The organism is Variovorax sp. KK3 (assembly GCF_001984055.1).
GTDB lineage: Bacteria > Pseudomonadota > Gammaproteobacteria > Burkholderiales > Burkholderiaceae_C > Variovorax.
Genome location: NZ_LYVO01000027.1, coordinates 11047 through 27364, shown reverse-complemented (window position 1 = coordinate 27364; position 16318 = coordinate 11047). Strand labels below are relative to the sequence as shown.

Annotated in this window: 16 protein-coding genes; 8 read left to right on the top strand and 8 right to left on the bottom strand. The window is 69.6% G+C overall.

Annotated elements, in window-relative coordinates; translation table 11 throughout:
* Positions 1 to 29: 29 nt before the first annotated feature.
* Positions 30 to 581, bottom strand: a complete 552-nt coding sequence (locus tag B0W80_RS15020; protein WP_143684633.1) for a hypothetical protein — start codon at positions 579 to 581, stop codon at positions 30 to 32.
* Between the two features lie 304 nt (positions 582 to 885).
* Here B0W80_RS15020 and B0W80_RS15015 point away from each other — a divergent pair, with 304 nt between their 5' ends.
* Positions 886 to 1527 carry a nucleotidyltransferase domain-containing protein gene (locus B0W80_RS15015; RefSeq protein ID WP_083745416.1) on the top strand — a complete coding sequence of 214 codons (642 nt, stop codon included), beginning with the start codon at positions 886 to 888 and terminating at the stop codon, positions 1525 to 1527.
* The gene (locus B0W80_RS15010; protein ID WP_076999955.1) at positions 1508 to 1966 is read left to right on the top strand and encodes a HEPN domain-containing protein; all 459 of its coding nucleotides are present in this window, start codon (positions 1508 to 1510) and stop codon (positions 1964 to 1966) included. Before B0W80_RS15015 ends, B0W80_RS15010 begins: the two co-directional genes overlap by 20 nt.
* A gap of 77 nt (positions 1967 to 2043) precedes the next feature.
* Here B0W80_RS15010 and B0W80_RS15005 read toward each other — a convergent pair whose 3' ends face one another.
* The 4 genes from B0W80_RS15005 to B0W80_RS14990 all read right to left on the bottom strand — a co-directional run bounded on the left by B0W80_RS15005 (position 2044) and on the right by B0W80_RS14990 (position 5804).
* On the bottom strand, positions 2044 to 2895 hold the full coding sequence (locus B0W80_RS15005) for a fumarylacetoacetate hydrolase family protein (RefSeq protein ID WP_076999954.1): 852 nt from the start codon (positions 2893 to 2895) through the stop codon (positions 2044 to 2046).
* A gap of 61 nt (positions 2896 to 2956) precedes the next feature.
* Positions 2957 to 3712, bottom strand: a complete 756-nt coding sequence (locus B0W80_RS15000; protein ID WP_256856583.1) for an IclR family transcriptional regulator — start codon at positions 3710 to 3712, stop codon at positions 2957 to 2959.
* A gap of 33 nt (positions 3713 to 3745) precedes the next feature.
* On the bottom strand, positions 3746 to 5239 hold the full coding sequence (locus tag B0W80_RS14995; RefSeq protein WP_083745415.1) for a bifunctional 3-(3-hydroxy-phenyl)propionate/3-hydroxycinnamic acid hydroxylase: 1494 nt from the start codon (positions 5237 to 5239) through the stop codon (positions 3746 to 3748).
* Entirely contained in the window at positions 5232 to 5804 is a 573-nt protein-coding gene (locus tag B0W80_RS14990; RefSeq protein ID WP_076999953.1) for a VOC family protein, read from the bottom strand. Before B0W80_RS14990 ends, B0W80_RS14995 begins: the two co-directional genes overlap by 8 nt.
* A gap of 160 nt (positions 5805 to 5964) precedes the next feature.
* On the opposite strand from B0W80_RS14990, the gene B0W80_RS14985 reads away from it, so the two are divergent.
* Complete coding sequence (locus tag B0W80_RS14985) at positions 5965 to 6942, top strand: tripartite tricarboxylate transporter substrate binding protein (protein WP_076999952.1); 978 nt, start codon at positions 5965 to 5967, stop codon at positions 6940 to 6942.
* An 84-nt stretch (positions 6943 to 7026) separates the two neighbouring features.
* On the opposite strand, the gene B0W80_RS14980 is transcribed toward B0W80_RS14985, so the two are convergent.
* Both B0W80_RS14980 and gcvA read right to left on the bottom strand, forming a co-directional pair.
* On the bottom strand, positions 7027 to 7212 hold the full coding sequence (locus B0W80_RS14980; protein ID WP_076999951.1) for a CsbD family protein: 186 nt from the start codon (positions 7210 to 7212) through the stop codon (positions 7027 to 7029).
* Positions 7213 to 7359: 147 nt separating this feature from the next.
* Entirely contained in the window at positions 7360 to 8310 is a 951-nt protein-coding gene (gene gcvA / locus B0W80_RS14975; RefSeq protein ID WP_179106932.1) for a transcriptional regulator GcvA, read from the bottom strand.
* Positions 8311 to 8392: 82 nt separating this feature from the next.
* Here gcvA and B0W80_RS14970 point away from each other — a divergent pair, with 82 nt between their 5' ends.
* The 4 genes from B0W80_RS14970 to leuB are packed head-to-tail and all read left to right on the top strand — an operon-like array spanning position 8393 to position 12495.
* Positions 8393 to 9358: a tripartite tricarboxylate transporter substrate binding protein gene (locus B0W80_RS14970; RefSeq protein WP_077000007.1), complete on the top strand. Its 966-nt coding sequence runs from the start codon at positions 8393 to 8395 to the stop codon at positions 9356 to 9358.
* A gap of 6 nt (positions 9359 to 9364) precedes the next feature.
* Positions 9365 to 10789 (top strand): 3-isopropylmalate dehydratase large subunit, encoded by a 1425-nt coding sequence (gene leuC, locus B0W80_RS14965; RefSeq protein WP_076999949.1) that lies wholly within the window; start codon positions 9365 to 9367, stop codon positions 10787 to 10789.
* A gap of 11 nt (positions 10790 to 10800) precedes the next feature.
* Positions 10801 to 11406 carry a 3-isopropylmalate dehydratase small subunit gene (gene leuD, locus B0W80_RS14960; protein ID WP_076999948.1) on the top strand — a complete coding sequence of 202 codons (606 nt, stop codon included), beginning with the start codon at positions 10801 to 10803 and terminating at the stop codon, positions 11404 to 11406.
* Between the two features lie 15 nt (positions 11407 to 11421).
* On the top strand, positions 11422 to 12495 hold the full coding sequence (gene leuB, locus B0W80_RS14955; RefSeq protein WP_076999947.1) for a 3-isopropylmalate dehydrogenase: 1074 nt from the start codon (positions 11422 to 11424) through the stop codon (positions 12493 to 12495).
* Positions 12496 to 12514: 19 nt separating this feature from the next.
* On the opposite strand, the gene B0W80_RS14950 is transcribed toward leuB, so the two are convergent.
* Positions 12515 to 12955 (bottom strand): hypothetical protein, encoded by a 441-nt coding sequence (locus B0W80_RS14950; RefSeq protein WP_083745412.1) that lies wholly within the window; start codon positions 12953 to 12955, stop codon positions 12515 to 12517.
* A gap of 93 nt (positions 12956 to 13048) precedes the next feature.
* On the opposite strand from B0W80_RS14950, the gene B0W80_RS14945 reads away from it, so the two are divergent.
* Entirely contained in the window at positions 13049 to 16264 is a 3216-nt protein-coding gene (locus B0W80_RS14945) for a BTAD domain-containing putative transcriptional regulator (RefSeq protein ID WP_076999946.1), read from the top strand.
* The last annotated feature ends 54 nt before the right edge of the window (positions 16265 to 16318 follow it).

The following is a 16318-nucleotide window of genomic DNA, read 5'->3' as shown; positions in this document are numbered from 1 at the left end:
CCCATCTCGGCAACGCGTCCGTTCAGCCGCTAGCAGTTCGCGCGGATGCGCCGTATCAGCGTCTGGTCCATGACGCGCTCGGTCTCGACGATCGCGACGCCCTGGCATGGGGTCCGCGTCGCCCGGTAGCTGTACCGCGCCTCGACGCGGTCGGCATCGATCTGGCGTACCGACTGCAGCCGCAGCGGCTCCTTGAATGAGCGGTAGAAGGTCGACATGCGCACTTCGTCGTAGGGACCGACGCCGCGCCTGCCGGGCGTGATGAAGGCGGCGGCCGCGTGGCCATCGCCGGCGGACAGGGCGCGGTAGAACTTCGCGACCGCGTCGGTGGGCGCGTTGTCTTGCGCTGCGGGGGTCGCGGTTGCGGCTCGCGGGTCGGGCGCAGCGGCCAGCGGCAACGGCGCCGACAGGGGCCATGGTGCCGCCGCCGGCTCGAGTTGCACCACCGACGGCACCGCGTCTGCGGTCGATGCGCTGGGCCGGGCGCCCGGCACTGTGCGCGTGACGTAGACGTACCACCCGGTGAAGCCGGCGGTCAGCACGAGTCCCGCGACGGCGAGTCGCAGCCAGAGCGCCTGCATTCCCGGCAAGCCCGGTGCTCGCGCCGTGGCAGGGTGGAAGATCGCTTGCGAGCGCGGCCGTCGCGTTGCCGCGATCATTTCGAGCCCCGAAGGCCCGGTCGGCGCGAAGCCGGGCAATCGGCTCGCGCAGCCGATGCAGAACATGGCCGTTGCGCGGTTGGATTGCCCACAGGCGGCACAGACGGAAGACATGACGGCAAGATTTGATATTAGTTCTTTTAGCTTACAAGTCTTGTTGCTGGGGCGTCTGTAGGCGCTCGCCCGTGGTTCGGGCTGGTTGCACGCGCTGCCGCGTCTTGGCGACATGCTGTACGAAATACAGCTGACGCTGTATAAAGCACAGCAATCAAACACTAGGAGCGTCGTCATCAACGAACGGATGTTTTCTGAGCTATTCGGTGGCAGTGAGCGATTCAGGGCGCTTCGCTACTTGTTCGAGCACGCCAACGAGGAATTCGGCTCGCGTGAACTCGCCGCAGCGGCGCACACGGATCGCGGCAATACGCATCGCTGGCTCAAGCGCTGGCAGGACGCTGGCTTGGTCGTCGAGGGCCGTGACTCGCCTACGCATTTCCGCGCCTCGCGTGACCCCACGCTCGTTCCGTTGGTCACGCTCTTCCGACAAAGCAGTGACCTCGTGGCCGATTTGCGTGCGAGCCTGGACGAGCTTCGAGGCATCGAAGCGGCTGCCATCTTCGGTTCGTATGCGCGGCATGAGGAAAAGGCGTCGAGTGACGTCGACGTTCTGGTCCTCGGCGACGTATCGGAATTGAAGACGAACGCGGCGCTCAAGCCGCTTGCACGCAAATACGGGCGTCCGTTCAATGCATCGGTCTTGACCACGGCCGAGTTCGGCAAACTCGTGGCGGAGCGGGACGGCTTCGCAATGGACGTGATGGCGCATCCGTTGGTACATCTGAAGGGAGATGTCCATCCCTACGCTTGATGCGCTGCTCAACACGCCAGGAACGCCACTGGAGCGGATTTCCACGGTCAACAAGAGCGCCGTGCAGGGTTGGCTGACCGAGGCCGGCCGAAAGCTCGAAGACGCGCGGCGCTCGGCCAACAGCACCAGCACCCGTATGGATGCGGCGTACGACGCCGTCTTCTTCTGCGCACTCGGGGTGCTGGCTGCCCGCGGCGTGCGCGTGACTTCCAGAGCGGGCCACCACGATGCCGGCCTCGAGGCGGCCGCTGCCGTGATGAATCTGTCGATCCGGCTTCAAGACCAGGCCGAGGCACTCAAAGACTGGCGCAATCGCAAATACCAAGGTGCGTTCACCGCCAAGGAGCGTGACGTCGAGGACGCCCTGGCAACGGCGCGGGAATACATGGAAGCCACGAGCGCGTGGCTGCAGCAGAGTAAGCCTGATTTGCTCAAGTAGAACCACTGCCCGTCGACGCATGCGCGCAAGGCCGCGCCACCCGATGAAGGTGACGCGCGAGCGTGTCGCGCTGCGCGCTACTCCCCCCTCACCCCATTGCGCAGAACCCCGATCGCATCCACCTCCACCTCCACCACGTCCCCCGCCTTCATCCACACCGGCGGCGTGCGCTTGGCGCCGACGCCGCCCGGGGTGCCGGTCACGATCACGTCGCCGGGCGACAGGGGCGTGAAGGCCGAGATGTGCGCGATCTGGCGCGGGATGCTGTGGATCAGCTTGTCGGTGGTGGTGCGCTGCATCTCTTCGCCGTTCAGGCGCGTGACGAGGGTCATCACCTGGTCGTCGGCGATCTCGTCGCGGGTCACCATCCAGGGGCCGAAGCCGCCGGTGCGCCAGAAGTTCTTGCCGGCGGTCCATTGCGGCGTGGCGGTCTGCCAGTCGCGGATGGTGCCGTCGTTGTAGCAGGCATAGCCGGCGATGTGCTGCCAGGCATCGGCCTCGGCGATGCGCCGGCCACCCTTGCCGATGACGACGGCGATCTCGCCTTCGTAGTCGAGCTTGCTTGATTCGGGCGGCAGCGCGATGTCTTCGCCGTGCGCGAGCTGCGATTCCGCCACGCGCAGGAACAGCGTCGGCTGCTCGGTGACGGTGCGGCCGGTCTCGCGCACGTGGTCGCCGTAGTTGAGGCCCACGCAGACGATCTTGCCGGGGTTGGGGATGACGGGCAGCAGTTGCACTTCGGCCAATGCCAGCGTCTCGTTCGCACCGGCCGCGGCGCGCGCGGCCTCGGCCAGCAGGTCGGCTGCGATCAGGGCCTTGAGGTCGTCGGCGCGCGCGCCGAACACACTGCGCAAGTCGGCCACGCGGTCGCCGGCGAGCACGGCGCCGTAGCTGTCTTGTCCTTGATAGTGGTAGCTGATGAGTTTCATGATGATGAAGTCGAATCCGTGTTGAAGACTGAGAAATCCAGGAAAGAAGAAAGGGCGGCCATCAGCCCAGCCGGGTGCCGATGCGCGCCGCGCCTTCGGTCACCAGCCGCACCAGCTTGGCCGTGTCGACCACCGCGAGCCGCGCGGTCTCGAGCACCAGCGACAGCGCGGCCCAGGCGCTGCCGTCGTCCTTGAGGATGGGCGCCGCCACCGCGGTCAGCTGCGGTTCGAGTTCGCCCTTCGACACGTAGTGGCCCGCGCGCCGGATGGCGGCGTAGTACTTGCGGAAGTCGGTCCACTCGGCCGGCAGGCCCGAGCGCACCGCTTCCTCGCGCCGCGCCTCGAACACCTTGCGCAACTGCACCGGCGTGAAGCTCGCGAGCAGCACCTTCGGCGCGCCGCCCTGGAACAACGGCCGGGGGCGGCCTCGGCCGTAGGCCAGCGTGGCGGGCCGGCTGCCCAGCTCGCGGTGGGTGTCGAGCACCTGCGTGCCGAAGAGGCCGGTGGTCACGCAGTCGAAGCCGGTCTGTTCCACCAGTTCGCGCATCACCGGGATGCCTTCGCGCAGCACCGGGTCGGCCCGCCGTATGTAGTGGTCGAGCAGGATAATGCGCGGGCCCAGCGCGACCTGCGAGTTCTCCACGCGCTGCAGCAGTCCGGCCTCCAGCAGCGTGCGCACGTAGCGGTAGCCGGTGGGCAGCGAGACCTCCAGCGCCGCTGCTACTTCCTCGGCCGTGAGCGCCAGGCGCTGGTCGTCGAACAGGTCGAGTACGGCGAGCATGCGCTCCAGGCTGGAGTTGGATTTTTCTTCGCTCACGCGGGGTCCTTGCAATGGGTCGTGGGTCGGCGTTCATGGCGCGGCCGGTACCCATTGCGAGATGCGTTCGAGTTCGGCGGCCGTGCGCGCGACCCCGACGATATATCGGTCGGGCCGCAGCACCACGGCGTCGGCGTGGTGCGCGTCGAGCCAATCGGCGATGCAGGGCTCGGGCCGGTCGATCACGATCGCGCCGGCCCGCTCCCAGCGGTCGTGCGTGGCGGCCGACACGCCGGCGATGGTGCCGTTGCGGCCGATCACCGCCATGCGGCGGCCCAGCGCCTCGTCGAGCAGTCGTCCATCGGCGAGCCGAGGTTGCGGAAACGGCCGCCCGGCCGGCGCGCCGCCGCGTGCGTCGAAGGCGCCGGTGCCCAGGGCCTGCGGCGGTAGCTCGAAGACCTCGGGCGCGCCGGCGCGGAACTTCGCGTCGCGTTCGGCGGCCAGCGCGGGGTCGGTGGTCTGGATGATCCCGCCGAGCCGCACCGCGAGTTCGATGAGTTCGCGCACGTGCGGCGCGCGTTCGCTTTCGTAGGTGTCGAGCAGGGTGTCGGCCGCGCGGCCGCGCAGCACGGCTTCGAGCTTCCAGGTCAGGTTGGCCGCGTCGCGGATGCCCGCGCACATGCCTTGGCCCAGGAAGGGCGGCGTCTGGTGACAGGCATCGCCGGCAAGCAGCAGCCGCCCGCGCCGCCAGCCCTCGGCGATGACGGAGTGAAAGGTGTAGATGGCCGCGCGCTCCAGCGTCGCGTCGTCGGGCGCGACCCAGCGATCGACCATGCGCCACAGGTTCTTGGGCGCGAGCAGCGCCTCGCGGTCGTCGCCGGGCATCACCATGATTTCCCAGCGCCGGCGCGTGCCCGTGACGTTGCAGTAGGTCATGGGGCGGGCCGGGTCGCAATGCTGCACGGTGTGGTCCGGCAGGTCGACCGGCCGCTGCAACACCACGTCGAACACCAGCCAGGGCTGGCGCAGGCCGAGGTCGTGCATGGGGCTGCCCATGTGCGCGCGCACCAGCGAACGCGCGCCGTCCGCGCCGACGACGTAGCGCGCGCTGAAACGGCACGCGCGGTCGTCATCGAGCGAGCGCACCGTCAGGCGCACGCCGTCGCCGTCGTCCGAGATCGCTTCGAGCGCATGACGCAGCCGCACCGACACGTTGGGAAAGCGCGCGAGCCCATCGCGCAGCAAGGCCTCGAGCTCGGGCTGGTGAAAGTAGTAGTTGTTGGCGCAGCCGTGCGGCCCCAGCGCCGCGGTGCCGCCGCGGATCAGCATGGTCTCGCCCGCGGCATTGACGAAATGCATGCCCTGCGTGCCGGGCCGCGCGCGTTCGAGCACGGCCTCGCGCAGGCCGAGGTTCTGGAACACGCGCATCACCTCGCCGTCGAAGTGGATCGCGCGCGGCAGCGGGAACACGCCGGCCTCCTTGTCGAGCACGAGCACCGAGAGGCCTGCCATGCCCAGCAGGTTGGCGAGCGTCGCGCCGGTGGGGCCCAGGCCGACGATCGCGACGTCGTACACCGGGTCAGCCACGTTGGTCCTCCGCCATGCGGCGCGCGATCTCGGCCTGCCATTCGGCGCGGCTCATGAACTTGGGCAATCGCTTCGCGATGGCCTCGGCCCGCGCGAGGATCGCCTCGTCGCTGTCGGCGAAGTCGATGGGCTCGCGCAGCGGCTGGTCGCAGTACCAGGGGGTATCGACGAAGAGTTCGAGGCGGTTGCCTTCGGGGTCGCGGCAGTAGATGGAAATCGCATTGCCGTGCGTGACCGGCTGCACGTCCTGCGCGCCATGCGCGACCAGCCGGTCGTGAAAGCGCCGCAGCGTGCCGATGTCGGGCACGCGAAACGAGATCTGGTTGATTGGATTGAAGGCCAGCGTCTCGGGCCGCCCCGTGGCCAGCACGATCTGGTGGTGCTCGGCGGGGTCGCGGCTCAGGAAGACCAACTGCACCGCGCCCAGGTCGCCGGCGTCGGTCTGCGTGAAGCGCAGGGCCTCCTTGTAGAAGCTGGCCATGCGCGGCAGGTCTCGCACATAGAAGCCGATGTGGCTGAACTGCAGGGCCAGCGATGTGGGGGTATCCGGCGGTTGGCGTGTCATGACGCAATGTCTCCTGTCGATAACGTGATGGAGATTGTGCGCCATGAAGGACAATAAAAGCAATGTAATTATCGTATTTTGACAAATCAACATTGTTTTCGTAGGATTCGACCGTCCCGAACCGATCCCTACCCGCTTTCCACTACCCAAGGAGACATCGATGACCCAAGCATTTCCACGCCTGCGCCCCCTGCTGGCGCTATGCGCCCTGGCCCTCACGGCACTGGCCGCCCAGGCGCAGGAGTACCCCGTCAAGCCCGTGAAGATCATTGCCCCCTTCCCCGCCGGCAGCGGCCCCGACGCCAATGCGCGCGAGATCGCCGCCGAGCTCACCAAGGTGCTCGGCCAGTCCTTCTTCGTGGAGAACCGTCCGGGGGCGTCGAACATCATCGGCACCGAAGCTGCGGCCAAGGCGCCTGCCGACGGGTATTCGCTGTACATCGGCACCACGAGTTCGCTGTCGGTCGTGCCGCACCTGTACGCCAAGCTGCCGTTCAATGCCGAGCGCGACTTCGCGCCCATCAGCCTGATGGGTGTGCTCAACACCGGATTGATCGCGACGCCCGCGTTGCCGGCCAAGGATGCGCGCGCGCTCATCGCCGAACTCAAGGCCAAGCCCGATTCGGTGACGGTCGCCACGGCCGGCATCGGCAGCTACTCGCATCTGTCGGGCGTGTGGTTCAACGACGCTGCTGGCGTGAAGACCAACCTCGTGCCCTACAACAGCAACAGCCCGTACACCGACCTGATCGCCGGCCAGGTGCAGTTGATGTTCGACGGCCTTCCGGCAGCGGCCGGCAACATTCGAGCGGGCAAGCTCAAGCTGCTCGCCATCACGGGCAAGACGCGGCATTCGAGCTTTCCGGAAGTGCCGACCTTCGCCGAGGCCGGTTTGCCCGACTACGCACCGATTGCGTGGCAGGGACTGCTGGCGCCTGCGGGCACGCCACAGGCCGTCCTCGACAAACTCAGCGCCGCGATGAAGAAGGCGTGCGAGTCGAAGGAGCTGGGCGACAAGTGGCGCTCTTACGGCGGCGAGCTGCGCTGCAACTCACCGGCTGAATTCAGCGCGTTCATCGAGGCCGACCGTGCCATGTGGGGCAAGGTCATCCGCCAGGCCAAGGTCAAGCTCGACTGAGCCGGCGGAACCGGGCTCGACGCGGGAGGCGGCGCGATGCCGCACTGCCGGTCGAGTCACCGAGGCGAGTTCAGTGGGCCGGGCTCAGGGCTTCTTGACCAGGGTCTCGGCCGCTTCCTTGACGTCGCCCACCTTCTTCTGAACGGCACCGGCCGTCTTGTCCGCCGTGCCTTCGGCTTGCAGGCGTTCGTTGCCGACCGCCTTGCCCACGGTTTCCTTCACGGAGCCCTTGGCTTGTTCCAGGGTGCCCTTGACTTGATCCTTGTTCATGACTGTTTCCTCGGTTGGAGCATTGCCGCTGCGCGATTTCGCAACGGCCGCCGCCACCATGGCGACAACTTCATCGTCACGCCACGCACTCTGCCGTGAGACGAGGAATTGGCCAGTTCGCTTGTAGGTGCGAAGCCCCTCCGCGCATCAACCGATTTCCATCGCCTGAGCCTCGTCGACGATCCATTCGTCGAAGGCGCGTACACGCTCGGGCTGCTGTGCCTGGTCGCGCCACGCGAGGTAATAGGCACCTCTGGTCGCTACCCGCAACGCGAAGGGCGCGACCAGCCGGCCGGTCGCCAGGTCGTCGCGCACGAAGGCGTCGAGCGCCACCGTCACGCCCAACTGGTCGGCAGCGGCCTGATAGGCCAGCGCCGCGTTCTCGAACTTGAGGCCGCCGTTGCCGTCGATCTGCGGCGCGCCGGCGGCGGCCAGCCAGGCGGGCCAGTCCTTGGGGCGGTTCATCGAGCACAGCAGCACGTGCTGCGCCAGGTCGCCGGGCCGGGCCAGCGCGGGGCCGCGCGCCAGCAGGCCCGGCGCGCACACGGGTACCAGCGTTTCGCCGAAGAGCCGCCGGAAGCCGGGCCCTGCCGGAGGCGTCGCCTCCGAATGGATGCTCACGTCCACGTCTTCGCGGTCGAAGTCGGCCCGCTCGTGCGAGGTGGTGATCTGCACGTCGATGCGCGGATGCAGCGCATGGAAGCGCGCGAGCCGCGGCACGAGCCAGCGGATCGCGAAGGTGGGCGGCAGCTTGATGCGCAGCCGCCGCTCGTCGGGGCCGGCCTGCAACTGGCGCGTGCCGTAGTCGATCTGGTCGAGCGCGGCGCGCGCGGTGTCGAAGTAACTCTGGCCGGCCGCAGTGAGCCGGATGCCGTGCCGCGCCCGGTCGAACAAGGGCAGCCGCAGCCAGCCTTCCAGCGTGGCCACGTGGCGGCTCACCGCGCCCTGCGTGACGCACAGCTCCTCGGCCGCGCGCGTGAAGTTGCCGAGACGGGCCGCGGCCTCGAAGGCGCGCAGAGCGTTGAGTGGAGGAAGCCGACGAGCCATAGAGCCATAGAGCCATTGGGTCAGGGGTGCGCAGTCATGAGCTTTGCTCATGGGGTGCATGCCTTAATTGTGATTGCCGCGAAGGATGGGCGTACCTAGCATCGGCCCCACTACAAGCACAGGAGACGCGATGATGAAGAAAGTGCATGCCTGCCTCGCTGCCGCACTGGTGGCCGTGGCGGGTGCGGCGGCAGCCGACCCCTCGTACCCCAACCAGCCGATCAAGCTCATGGTCCCCTGGCCCGCGGGCGGCGGCGTCGACACCACGGCGCGCATGATCTCGGAGCCCTTGGCGCAGAAGCTGGGCCAGCCGATCGTCATCGACAACCGCGGCGGCGCGGGCGGCAACATCGGCACCGAGCTGGCGGCGCGCGTCAAGGCCGATGGCTACAACCTGCTGATGGGGTCGATCAGCCCGAACGCGGTCAACATCCACCTGTATTCGAAGCTCGGCTTCGACCCCGTCAAGGACTTCGCACCCATCGTCTACGTGTCGGCGGTGCCCAACATCCTCGTGGTGCCGGGCAACTCGCCCTTCAAGTCGGTCAAGGACGTCATCGACGCGGCCAAGGCCAACCCGGGCAAGCTCAACTACGGCTCGGGCGGCGTCGGTTCGTCGCAGCACTTGGCGGCCGTGCAGTTCATGTCGGCGGCCAAGATCGACATCGTGCACGTGCCCTACAAGGGCACCGCGCCGGCCGAGGCCGACCTGGCGGCGGGCCACATCTCGCTGATGCTCGACACCACCACGTGCCTGCCCTTCATCGCCAGCGGCCGCATGCGCGCGCTGGCCGTGGCGTCGAAGAAGCGCAACCCCGCGCTGCCCGACGTGCCCACCTTCGACGAAGCCGGCTTGCCGGGTATCTATGCGTCGTCGTGGTACGGGCTCATGGCGCCGGCCGGCACGCCGCGGCCCGTCATCGACAAGCTCAACGCGCAGGCCAACGAAGTGCTGCAGTCGGCCGACCTCAAGCGCCGCATGGCCGAGTTCGGTGCCGAGATCGGCGGCGGCACGCCGGAGGACTTCGGGCAGTTCATCGTCTCCGAGATCAAGCGCTACGAATCCATCGTCAAGGCTTCTGGCGCAAAGCTGGACTGACCGTCCATGACCCTTGTCTCTTCATCGCCCCGAACCCTCTTCGACAAGATCTGGTCGCAGCACGTCGTGATGCAGCGCGACGACGGCCAGAGCCTGCTCTACGTCGATCGCCACTTGGTGCAGGACGGCTCGGCGCCGGCCTTCCAGATGCTGCGCGAGCGCGGCCTGCCGGTGCGCCGGCCCGACCTGGCCTTCGCCACGCCCGACCACTACGTGCCCACCGGCTCGCGCGACCTGGCGCAGATCGGCGATGCCGAGAAGCGCGCGATGGCCCAGGCCCTGCACGACGACAGCGCCGCCGCGGGCATCCGCTTCTTCGGCCTGGACGATCGGCGCCAGGGCATCGTCCACGTGGTCGGCCCGGAACAGGGGCTGTCGCTGCCCGGCATGCTGATCGTCTGCGGCGACAGCCACACCTCGACCCACGGCGCGCTGGGTGCGCTGGCCTTCGGCATCGGCGCCTCGGAAGTCGCGCACGTGCTGGCCACCCAGACGCTGTGGCAGCGCAAGCCGCGCACGATGCGCATCACCGTCGACGGGCGGCTCGGCGCGGGCGTCACGGCCAAGGACATCATCCTCGCGATCATCGGCCGCATCGGCGCCGCCGGCGCCACCGGCCACGTCATCGAATACGCCGGCGAGGCCATCCGCGCGCTGTCGATCGAAGCCCGCATGACCGTGTGCAACATGTCGATCGAGGCCGGTGCGCGCGCCGGCATGGTCGCCCCCGACGACGACACCTTCGCCTGGCTCGCCGGCCGACCCCATGCGCCGCAGGGCGCAGCCTGGGACGCCGCCGTCGCGCGCTGGCGCCAGCTTCCGAGCGACGCCGACGTGCACTTCGACCGCGACGTGCGCCTGCATGCCAGCGACATCGCGCCCATGGTCACCTGGGGCACGAGCCCCGAGGACGTGCTGCCCATCTCCGGCCGCGTGCCCGATCCGGCGGCGGCGCCCGATGCCGAGAAGCGCGAGGCCGTGCGCCGTGCGCTCGCCTATATGGGCCTCGAGCCCGGCCAGGCGCTCAGCGACGTACCGGTGCAGCGCGTCTTCATCGGCTCCTGCACCAATGGCCGCATCGAAGACCTGCGCAGCGCCGCGGCGGTAGCGCGCGGCCGCCGCGTGGCCGATGGCGTGGAGGCGTGGGTCGTGCCGGGCTCCGGCCTGGTCAAGCAACAGGCCGAGGCCGAAGGCCTGGACGCCGTGTTCCGCGCGGCCGGCTTCGAGTGGCGCCACGCCGGCTGCTCTATGTGCCTGGGCACCAACGGCGACCAGGTCGCGCCGGGCCAGCGCTGCGCCTCCACCTCCAACCGCAACTTCGTCGGCCGCCAGGGCCCCGGCGCGCGCACGCACCTCATGAGCCCGGCCATGGCGGCGGCCGCGGCCGTGACCGGGCGGCTCACCGACGTGCGCACCTTGCTGCCGGCCTGAGGACGAACGCCATGGATGCCTTCACCCAACTCGATGCCGTGGCCGCGCCGCTGCCGCGCATCAACGTCGACACCGACCAGGTCGTGCCCGCGCTCTACCTGCAGAAGCCGCGCTCGGCGGACTTCGGCGCCTTTTTGTTCCGCGACGTGCGGCACGACGCGCAGGGCGCTCGGCGGCCGGACTTCCCGCTCAACGACCCGGCCTATGCGGATGCGCGCATCCTCGTGGCCGGGCGCAACTTCGGCTGCGGCTCGTCGCGCGAGCATGCCGTGTGGGCGCTGGCCGATGGCGGCTTTCGCGCCGTCATCGCGCCGAGCTTCGGCGACATCTTCTTCACCAATGCGCTCAAGAACGGGCTGCTGCCCGTCGTGCTGCCCGAGGCGCACGTCGAGGGCCTGCTCGACATGCTGCAGCGCGCGCCCGGCACGCGGCTGCAGATCGATCTGGCCGCGCAAACGGTGAGCAGCCCCGACGGCGCCACTGCCCGCTTCGAGATCGACGCCTTCGCGCGCCATTGCCTGCTCGAAGGCCTGGACGAGCTCGACTACACCCTGCGCCAGACGGCGCGCATCGAGGCCTACGAGCGCGAGCGCGCCCCGGCCTCTTCAACCCCCTGAAGAAAGCCTGTTCCCATGAAGATTGCAGTGATGCCCGGCGACGGCATCGGCCCCGAAGTGACGGCCGAGGCCGTGCGTGTGTTGAAGGCCGTGCTCGGCCCCGGCCAGGCCATGGAGCTGGTGGAAGCGCCGATCGGCCAGGCCGGCATCGACAGCGCGGGCGACCCGCTGCCCGATGCCACGCTCGAGGCCGGCCGCCGTGCCGACGCCATTTTGTTCGGCTCGGCCGGCATGCCCGGCGACGAGGCCATCCCCTTCGCGATGCGGCCCGGCGCCAGCCTGCTGCGCCTGCGCAAGCACCTGGGGCTGTTCGCCAACTTCCGTCCGGCCTTCCTGTTTCCGGAACTGCTCGGCGCGTCCACGCTCAAGCCCGAAGTCGTGGAGGGGCTCGACCTGATGATCCTGCGCGAGCTGACCGGCGACGTCTACTTCGGCGAGCCCCGCGGGCATGGCATCAACGCCCGCGGCGAGCGCGAGGCCTTCAACACCATGCGCTATTCCGAACCGGAGATCGAGCGCATCGCCCACGTCGCCTTCCGCACCGCGCGCATGCGACAGCGGCGGCTGTGCTCGGTCGACAAGGCCAACGTGCTCGAGGTGATGCAGCTGTGGCGCGAGGTCGTCACGCGCGTGGGCGCCGAGTACCCCGACGTCGAGCTCACGCACCTGTTCGTCGATGCCGCGGCCATGCAGCTCATGCGCGCCCCGAAGCAATTCGACGTGATCGTCACCGGCAACATCTTCGGCGACATCCTCTCGGACGCCGCGGCCATGCTGACCGGCTCCATCGGCATGCTGCCCTCGGCCTCGATGGCCAGCGGCACGATGGGCTTGTACGAGCCAGTGCACGGCACGGCGCCCGACATCGCCGGCAAGAACCTCGCGAATCCGCTGGCTGCCATCCTGTCGATGGCGATGATGCTGCGCCACTCCTTCGATCTGCCGGACGCGGCAGGGCGCGTGGAGCGCGCCGTGCGCCGCGTGCTGGCCGACGGCCTGCGCACCGGCGACATCTTCCAGCCCGGCTGCGAGCGCGTCGGCACGCGCGAGATGGGCGAGGCGGTGGTGGCGGCACTGGCGAAGGGCTGAGGCCTGCCGGCCCGCACGCTCAGCGCACGATGGTGCGCCGCAGCCGCTCGTAGGCGGGCGGGTCTTCCTGGCGGAGCGCGTCGATCTCTTTCTGCAGCCTCTCCAGCCGCGGCAGCCGGGCATCGTCCTTGATGCGCTCGACGTCCTTCGCCAGCGCAATGAACTCGGCCACGCGCTTGTCGCGCTTCGCGGCGGCTGGCAGCTGCTCGACCAGCACCGAGACCGCGTCCATCACCCGCCCGATCTGGCGACCGTAGCTGTGCTGCTGCAGCACGTCGCGCTCGATGGCCGGCGCCGACGAGTTGTTGTAGGTGATGTTGAACACCGACCAGCCCGGGTTGATCTGCTGGTCCAGAAACTGCGGCGCTCCCGCCTGCCAAGGCCACTTCGCGAGGTCGAAGCCCCACCATCCATTGCGGCCCGCGCCGAAATTGACCGGGCTGCTGCTGTCCGTTGCCATCGCTTCCTCCGTCCGTTCGTTAGCGCGCCATTCGCGCGAGCCGCATCGTAGCGCCGGTGCCCGCGCCGTATCATCCGCCGGACGGAGGAGCGCATGGCCGGAAAGCAGGTGACTCTCGCCAAGATCTCGCGGCCGCGTCTGCACGACGTGCTGGCGCGAACGCGCCTGTTCACGCTGCTGGACAAGGCAGCGCGGCAGCCGGTGGTCTGGCTCGCCGCCCAGCCCGGCGCCGGCAAGACCACGCTGCTCGCCGGCCACCTCGAAGCCCGCAAGCGCGGCGGCATCTGGTACCAGGTCGATGCCGCCGATGCCGACCCTGCCTCCTTCATCTACCACCTGCGGCTGGCCGCGTCTGCGGCGGGCGCGGGCGACCGGCTGCCGCTGCTCACACCCGAGTACCTGCCCGACCTGCGCGGCTTCGCGCGGCGCTTCTTCCGCGACCTGTACGCCGGCCTCGGTGCGGATGCGGTGCTGGTGCTCGACAACTTCCAGGACGTGCCCGAGGGCGCCGGCTTCCACGCGATCGTGGCCGAGGGCATGGCGCAGGTGCCCGACGGCGCCAACGTCTTCGTGCTGAGCCGGGCCGAGCCGCCCGCGGCCTATGCCGGGCTGCTGGCCGGCGATGCGATGGCGCTGGTCGACGGCGAGGCGCTGCGCCTGACGCCCGCCGAAACGCGGGCCATCGCACGCAAGCGCGGCGTGGCTGACGAGGCGCGGGTCGACGCGCTGCAGCTGCGCTCGCACGGCTGGGCTGCCGGGCTCACGCTGCTGCTGGCGCGCGCGCGGCAACAACCCACCGGCGTACCCGACGAGGACGATGCCGAATCGCTGCAGCACGTGTTCGGCTACTTCGCGCAGCGCGTGTTCGACGGCACCGCGCCCGAGCACCGGCGCGCGCTCATGCAACTGGCTTTCCTGCCCTTGATGACGGTGCCGCTGGCCGAACAGCTTACCGGCCTGCCCGAGGCCGGGCGCCTGCTCGACCATCACTACAAGCGCCACCTGTTCACCGACCGGCGCCGCGTCGCGCAGCCGGCGGCCGGTCACGTGTTCCAGTTCCACGCGCTGTTCCGCAGCTTCCTCCAGCACCAGGCCCGCGCGGCCTGGGGTGCCGACGAGTTGCGCGCGGTGGCGGCCCGTGCTGCGCAACTGCTGGAAGCCGAAGGCCACGGGGAGCAGGCCTTTGCGCTGTACGAGGAAGCCGGCGACGGCGCGGCCTGCGCGCGGCTGGCCGGCGTGCAGGCCGAAGGCTTGCTGCAGCAGGGCCGGCGACAGACCCTGCTCGATTGGCTGGCCCGCATTCCGCCCGCGGAACGCGAGCGCGATCCGTGGCTCGGCTATTGGGAAGGCCGCGCACTGATGGCCATCGCGCCCGACCGTGCACTGCAGGTCCTGCAGGCGCGCCACCAGCGCTTCGCCGAGTCCGGCGATGCGGTCGGCCAGCTCGCCTGCGGCGCCGCGGTCGTTCAGACGCTGTGGTTCGCGCGCCTGGGTTGGTCGGAGGTGGCGCCCTGGGCCGATCGGCTCGAACCCTTGATGGCCGGCGAGACGGTGTTCCCGACCCGCAGCATCGAGCTCATGAGCCTGACCGCGCTGCATGCCGCGCTCGCCTTCTGCCGCCTGGGCCACCCGGCCGTGCGCAGCTTCGGCCCGCGGCTGCTGGCGCTGGTGGGCGACGACGCGATCGACTGGAACCAGCGCCTGGTCACCGCGACCCACCTGATCACCTATTTCCACAACGCCGCCGAGCACGAGCTCGCGCTGCGGCTCATCGGGCAGGTCGACCCGGCCGTCGAGACGCTGCCCGCCAGCGCGCTCAACCGCGCCTTCTGGTACATCTTTCGCGCCATCCACGACCTGCGGCAGGCTGACTTCGAGGCGTCCTCCATGCGCTTCCAGCGGGCCGAGGACCTGGCGCGCGAGGAAGGGCTGCTGCAGGCCGAGTTCGCGGCCATGCAGTTCCATGCCTACCTCGACCTCACCTTCCGGCGCGCGGCCGAGTCCCGCGCGCGCATCGCACGCATGGAGGTGCACCCGGCGCGCGGCAGCCGCGATGCCGAGATGAACTACTTCGTGGCGCGCACGATGCTGGCGCAACTGCAGGGCGAGACGCAGGCCGCGCTGGGCTACGCGAAGCAGGGGCTCGAGGCGGTGGAGCGCGTGGGCGCCGCCTACTTCCAGGCCGTGTTTCCCCCGCTCTACGTCAGCGCACTGGCCGAGGGTGGCGAGGCCGCGCGGGCGCTGGCGATCGTCGAGCGTTCGCGCGCGCTCTCGCGCGGCAATTACCTGGAGGCGATGGAGGCCCAGCTGCTGCTCGAAGAAGCCTACGTCGCCCACGTGCAGGGCGATGCCGCGCGCACGCTGCGGAAGCTGGCCGAAGGCTTCGCGCTGGCGGCGGCCGACCGCACGAGGGCCGCCTACGCGCACCGCGCCGTCACGCGCAAGCCGGTGCTGCTGCACCTGGCCATCGCCCACGGCATCGAGTTGGAGCTGGTGCGCGGGCTGATCCGGCGCTGGCGCATCGAGCCCCCGTCGCAGGAGCTGCCCCACTGGCCCTGGCCGGTGCGCGTGCGCACGCTGGGCGGCTTCGAGCTGCGAGTGGACGACCGACCGGTCGAATTCGGCCGCAAGGCGCCGCGCAAGACCTTGGCGCTCTTGAAGGCCGTCGTCGCGCGCGGCGGCGCCGCGCCCGAGGGCGTGCTGCTCGACACCTTCTGGCCCGACGAAACCGGCGACGCGGCCGCGCGCTCGCTGGCCGCCGCGGTGCGCCGGTTGCGCGGCCTGCTCGGCACCGACGATGCCGTCGTCCAGCAAGGCGGGCAGCTCTCGCTCGACCGCGCGCTGGTGTGGGTCGACGCCTGGGCCTTCGAACGCGTGTTGGCCACGGCGCGCGCCAAGGCCGCCGCCGACGGCACGGCCCTGGGCGAGGCGCTGGCGCTCTACCGCGGCGCCTTCCTGGCCGAAGAAGAAGGCGAGAGCTGGCCGGTCGCGCAGCGCGAACGCCTGCGCGGCAAATTCATCCAGGCGGTGGCCGACCACGCGAGCGCGCTGGAGCATGCGCAGCGGCCCGAAGAAGCCATCGCCTTCTACCTGCGCGGGCTGGAGGCCGACGACGTGGTCGAGCCCTTCTACCAAGGGCTGATGCGCTGCTATCACCGCCTCGACCGCCTGCCCGAGGCGGTCAGCGCCTACCGGCGGCTCAAGCAGACGCTGTCGGTCACGCTGAGCCTGCCGCCCTCGGCCGGCACCGAGAAGCTGTACCGCAGCCTGCGGCTGGCCCAGGCCGAGGCCCCGCCGATTCGCGAATAAGTAGCCAATAAGTAGAGGCCCGCTTCCGACACTGGCTCCCATCGAAAGAAGGAG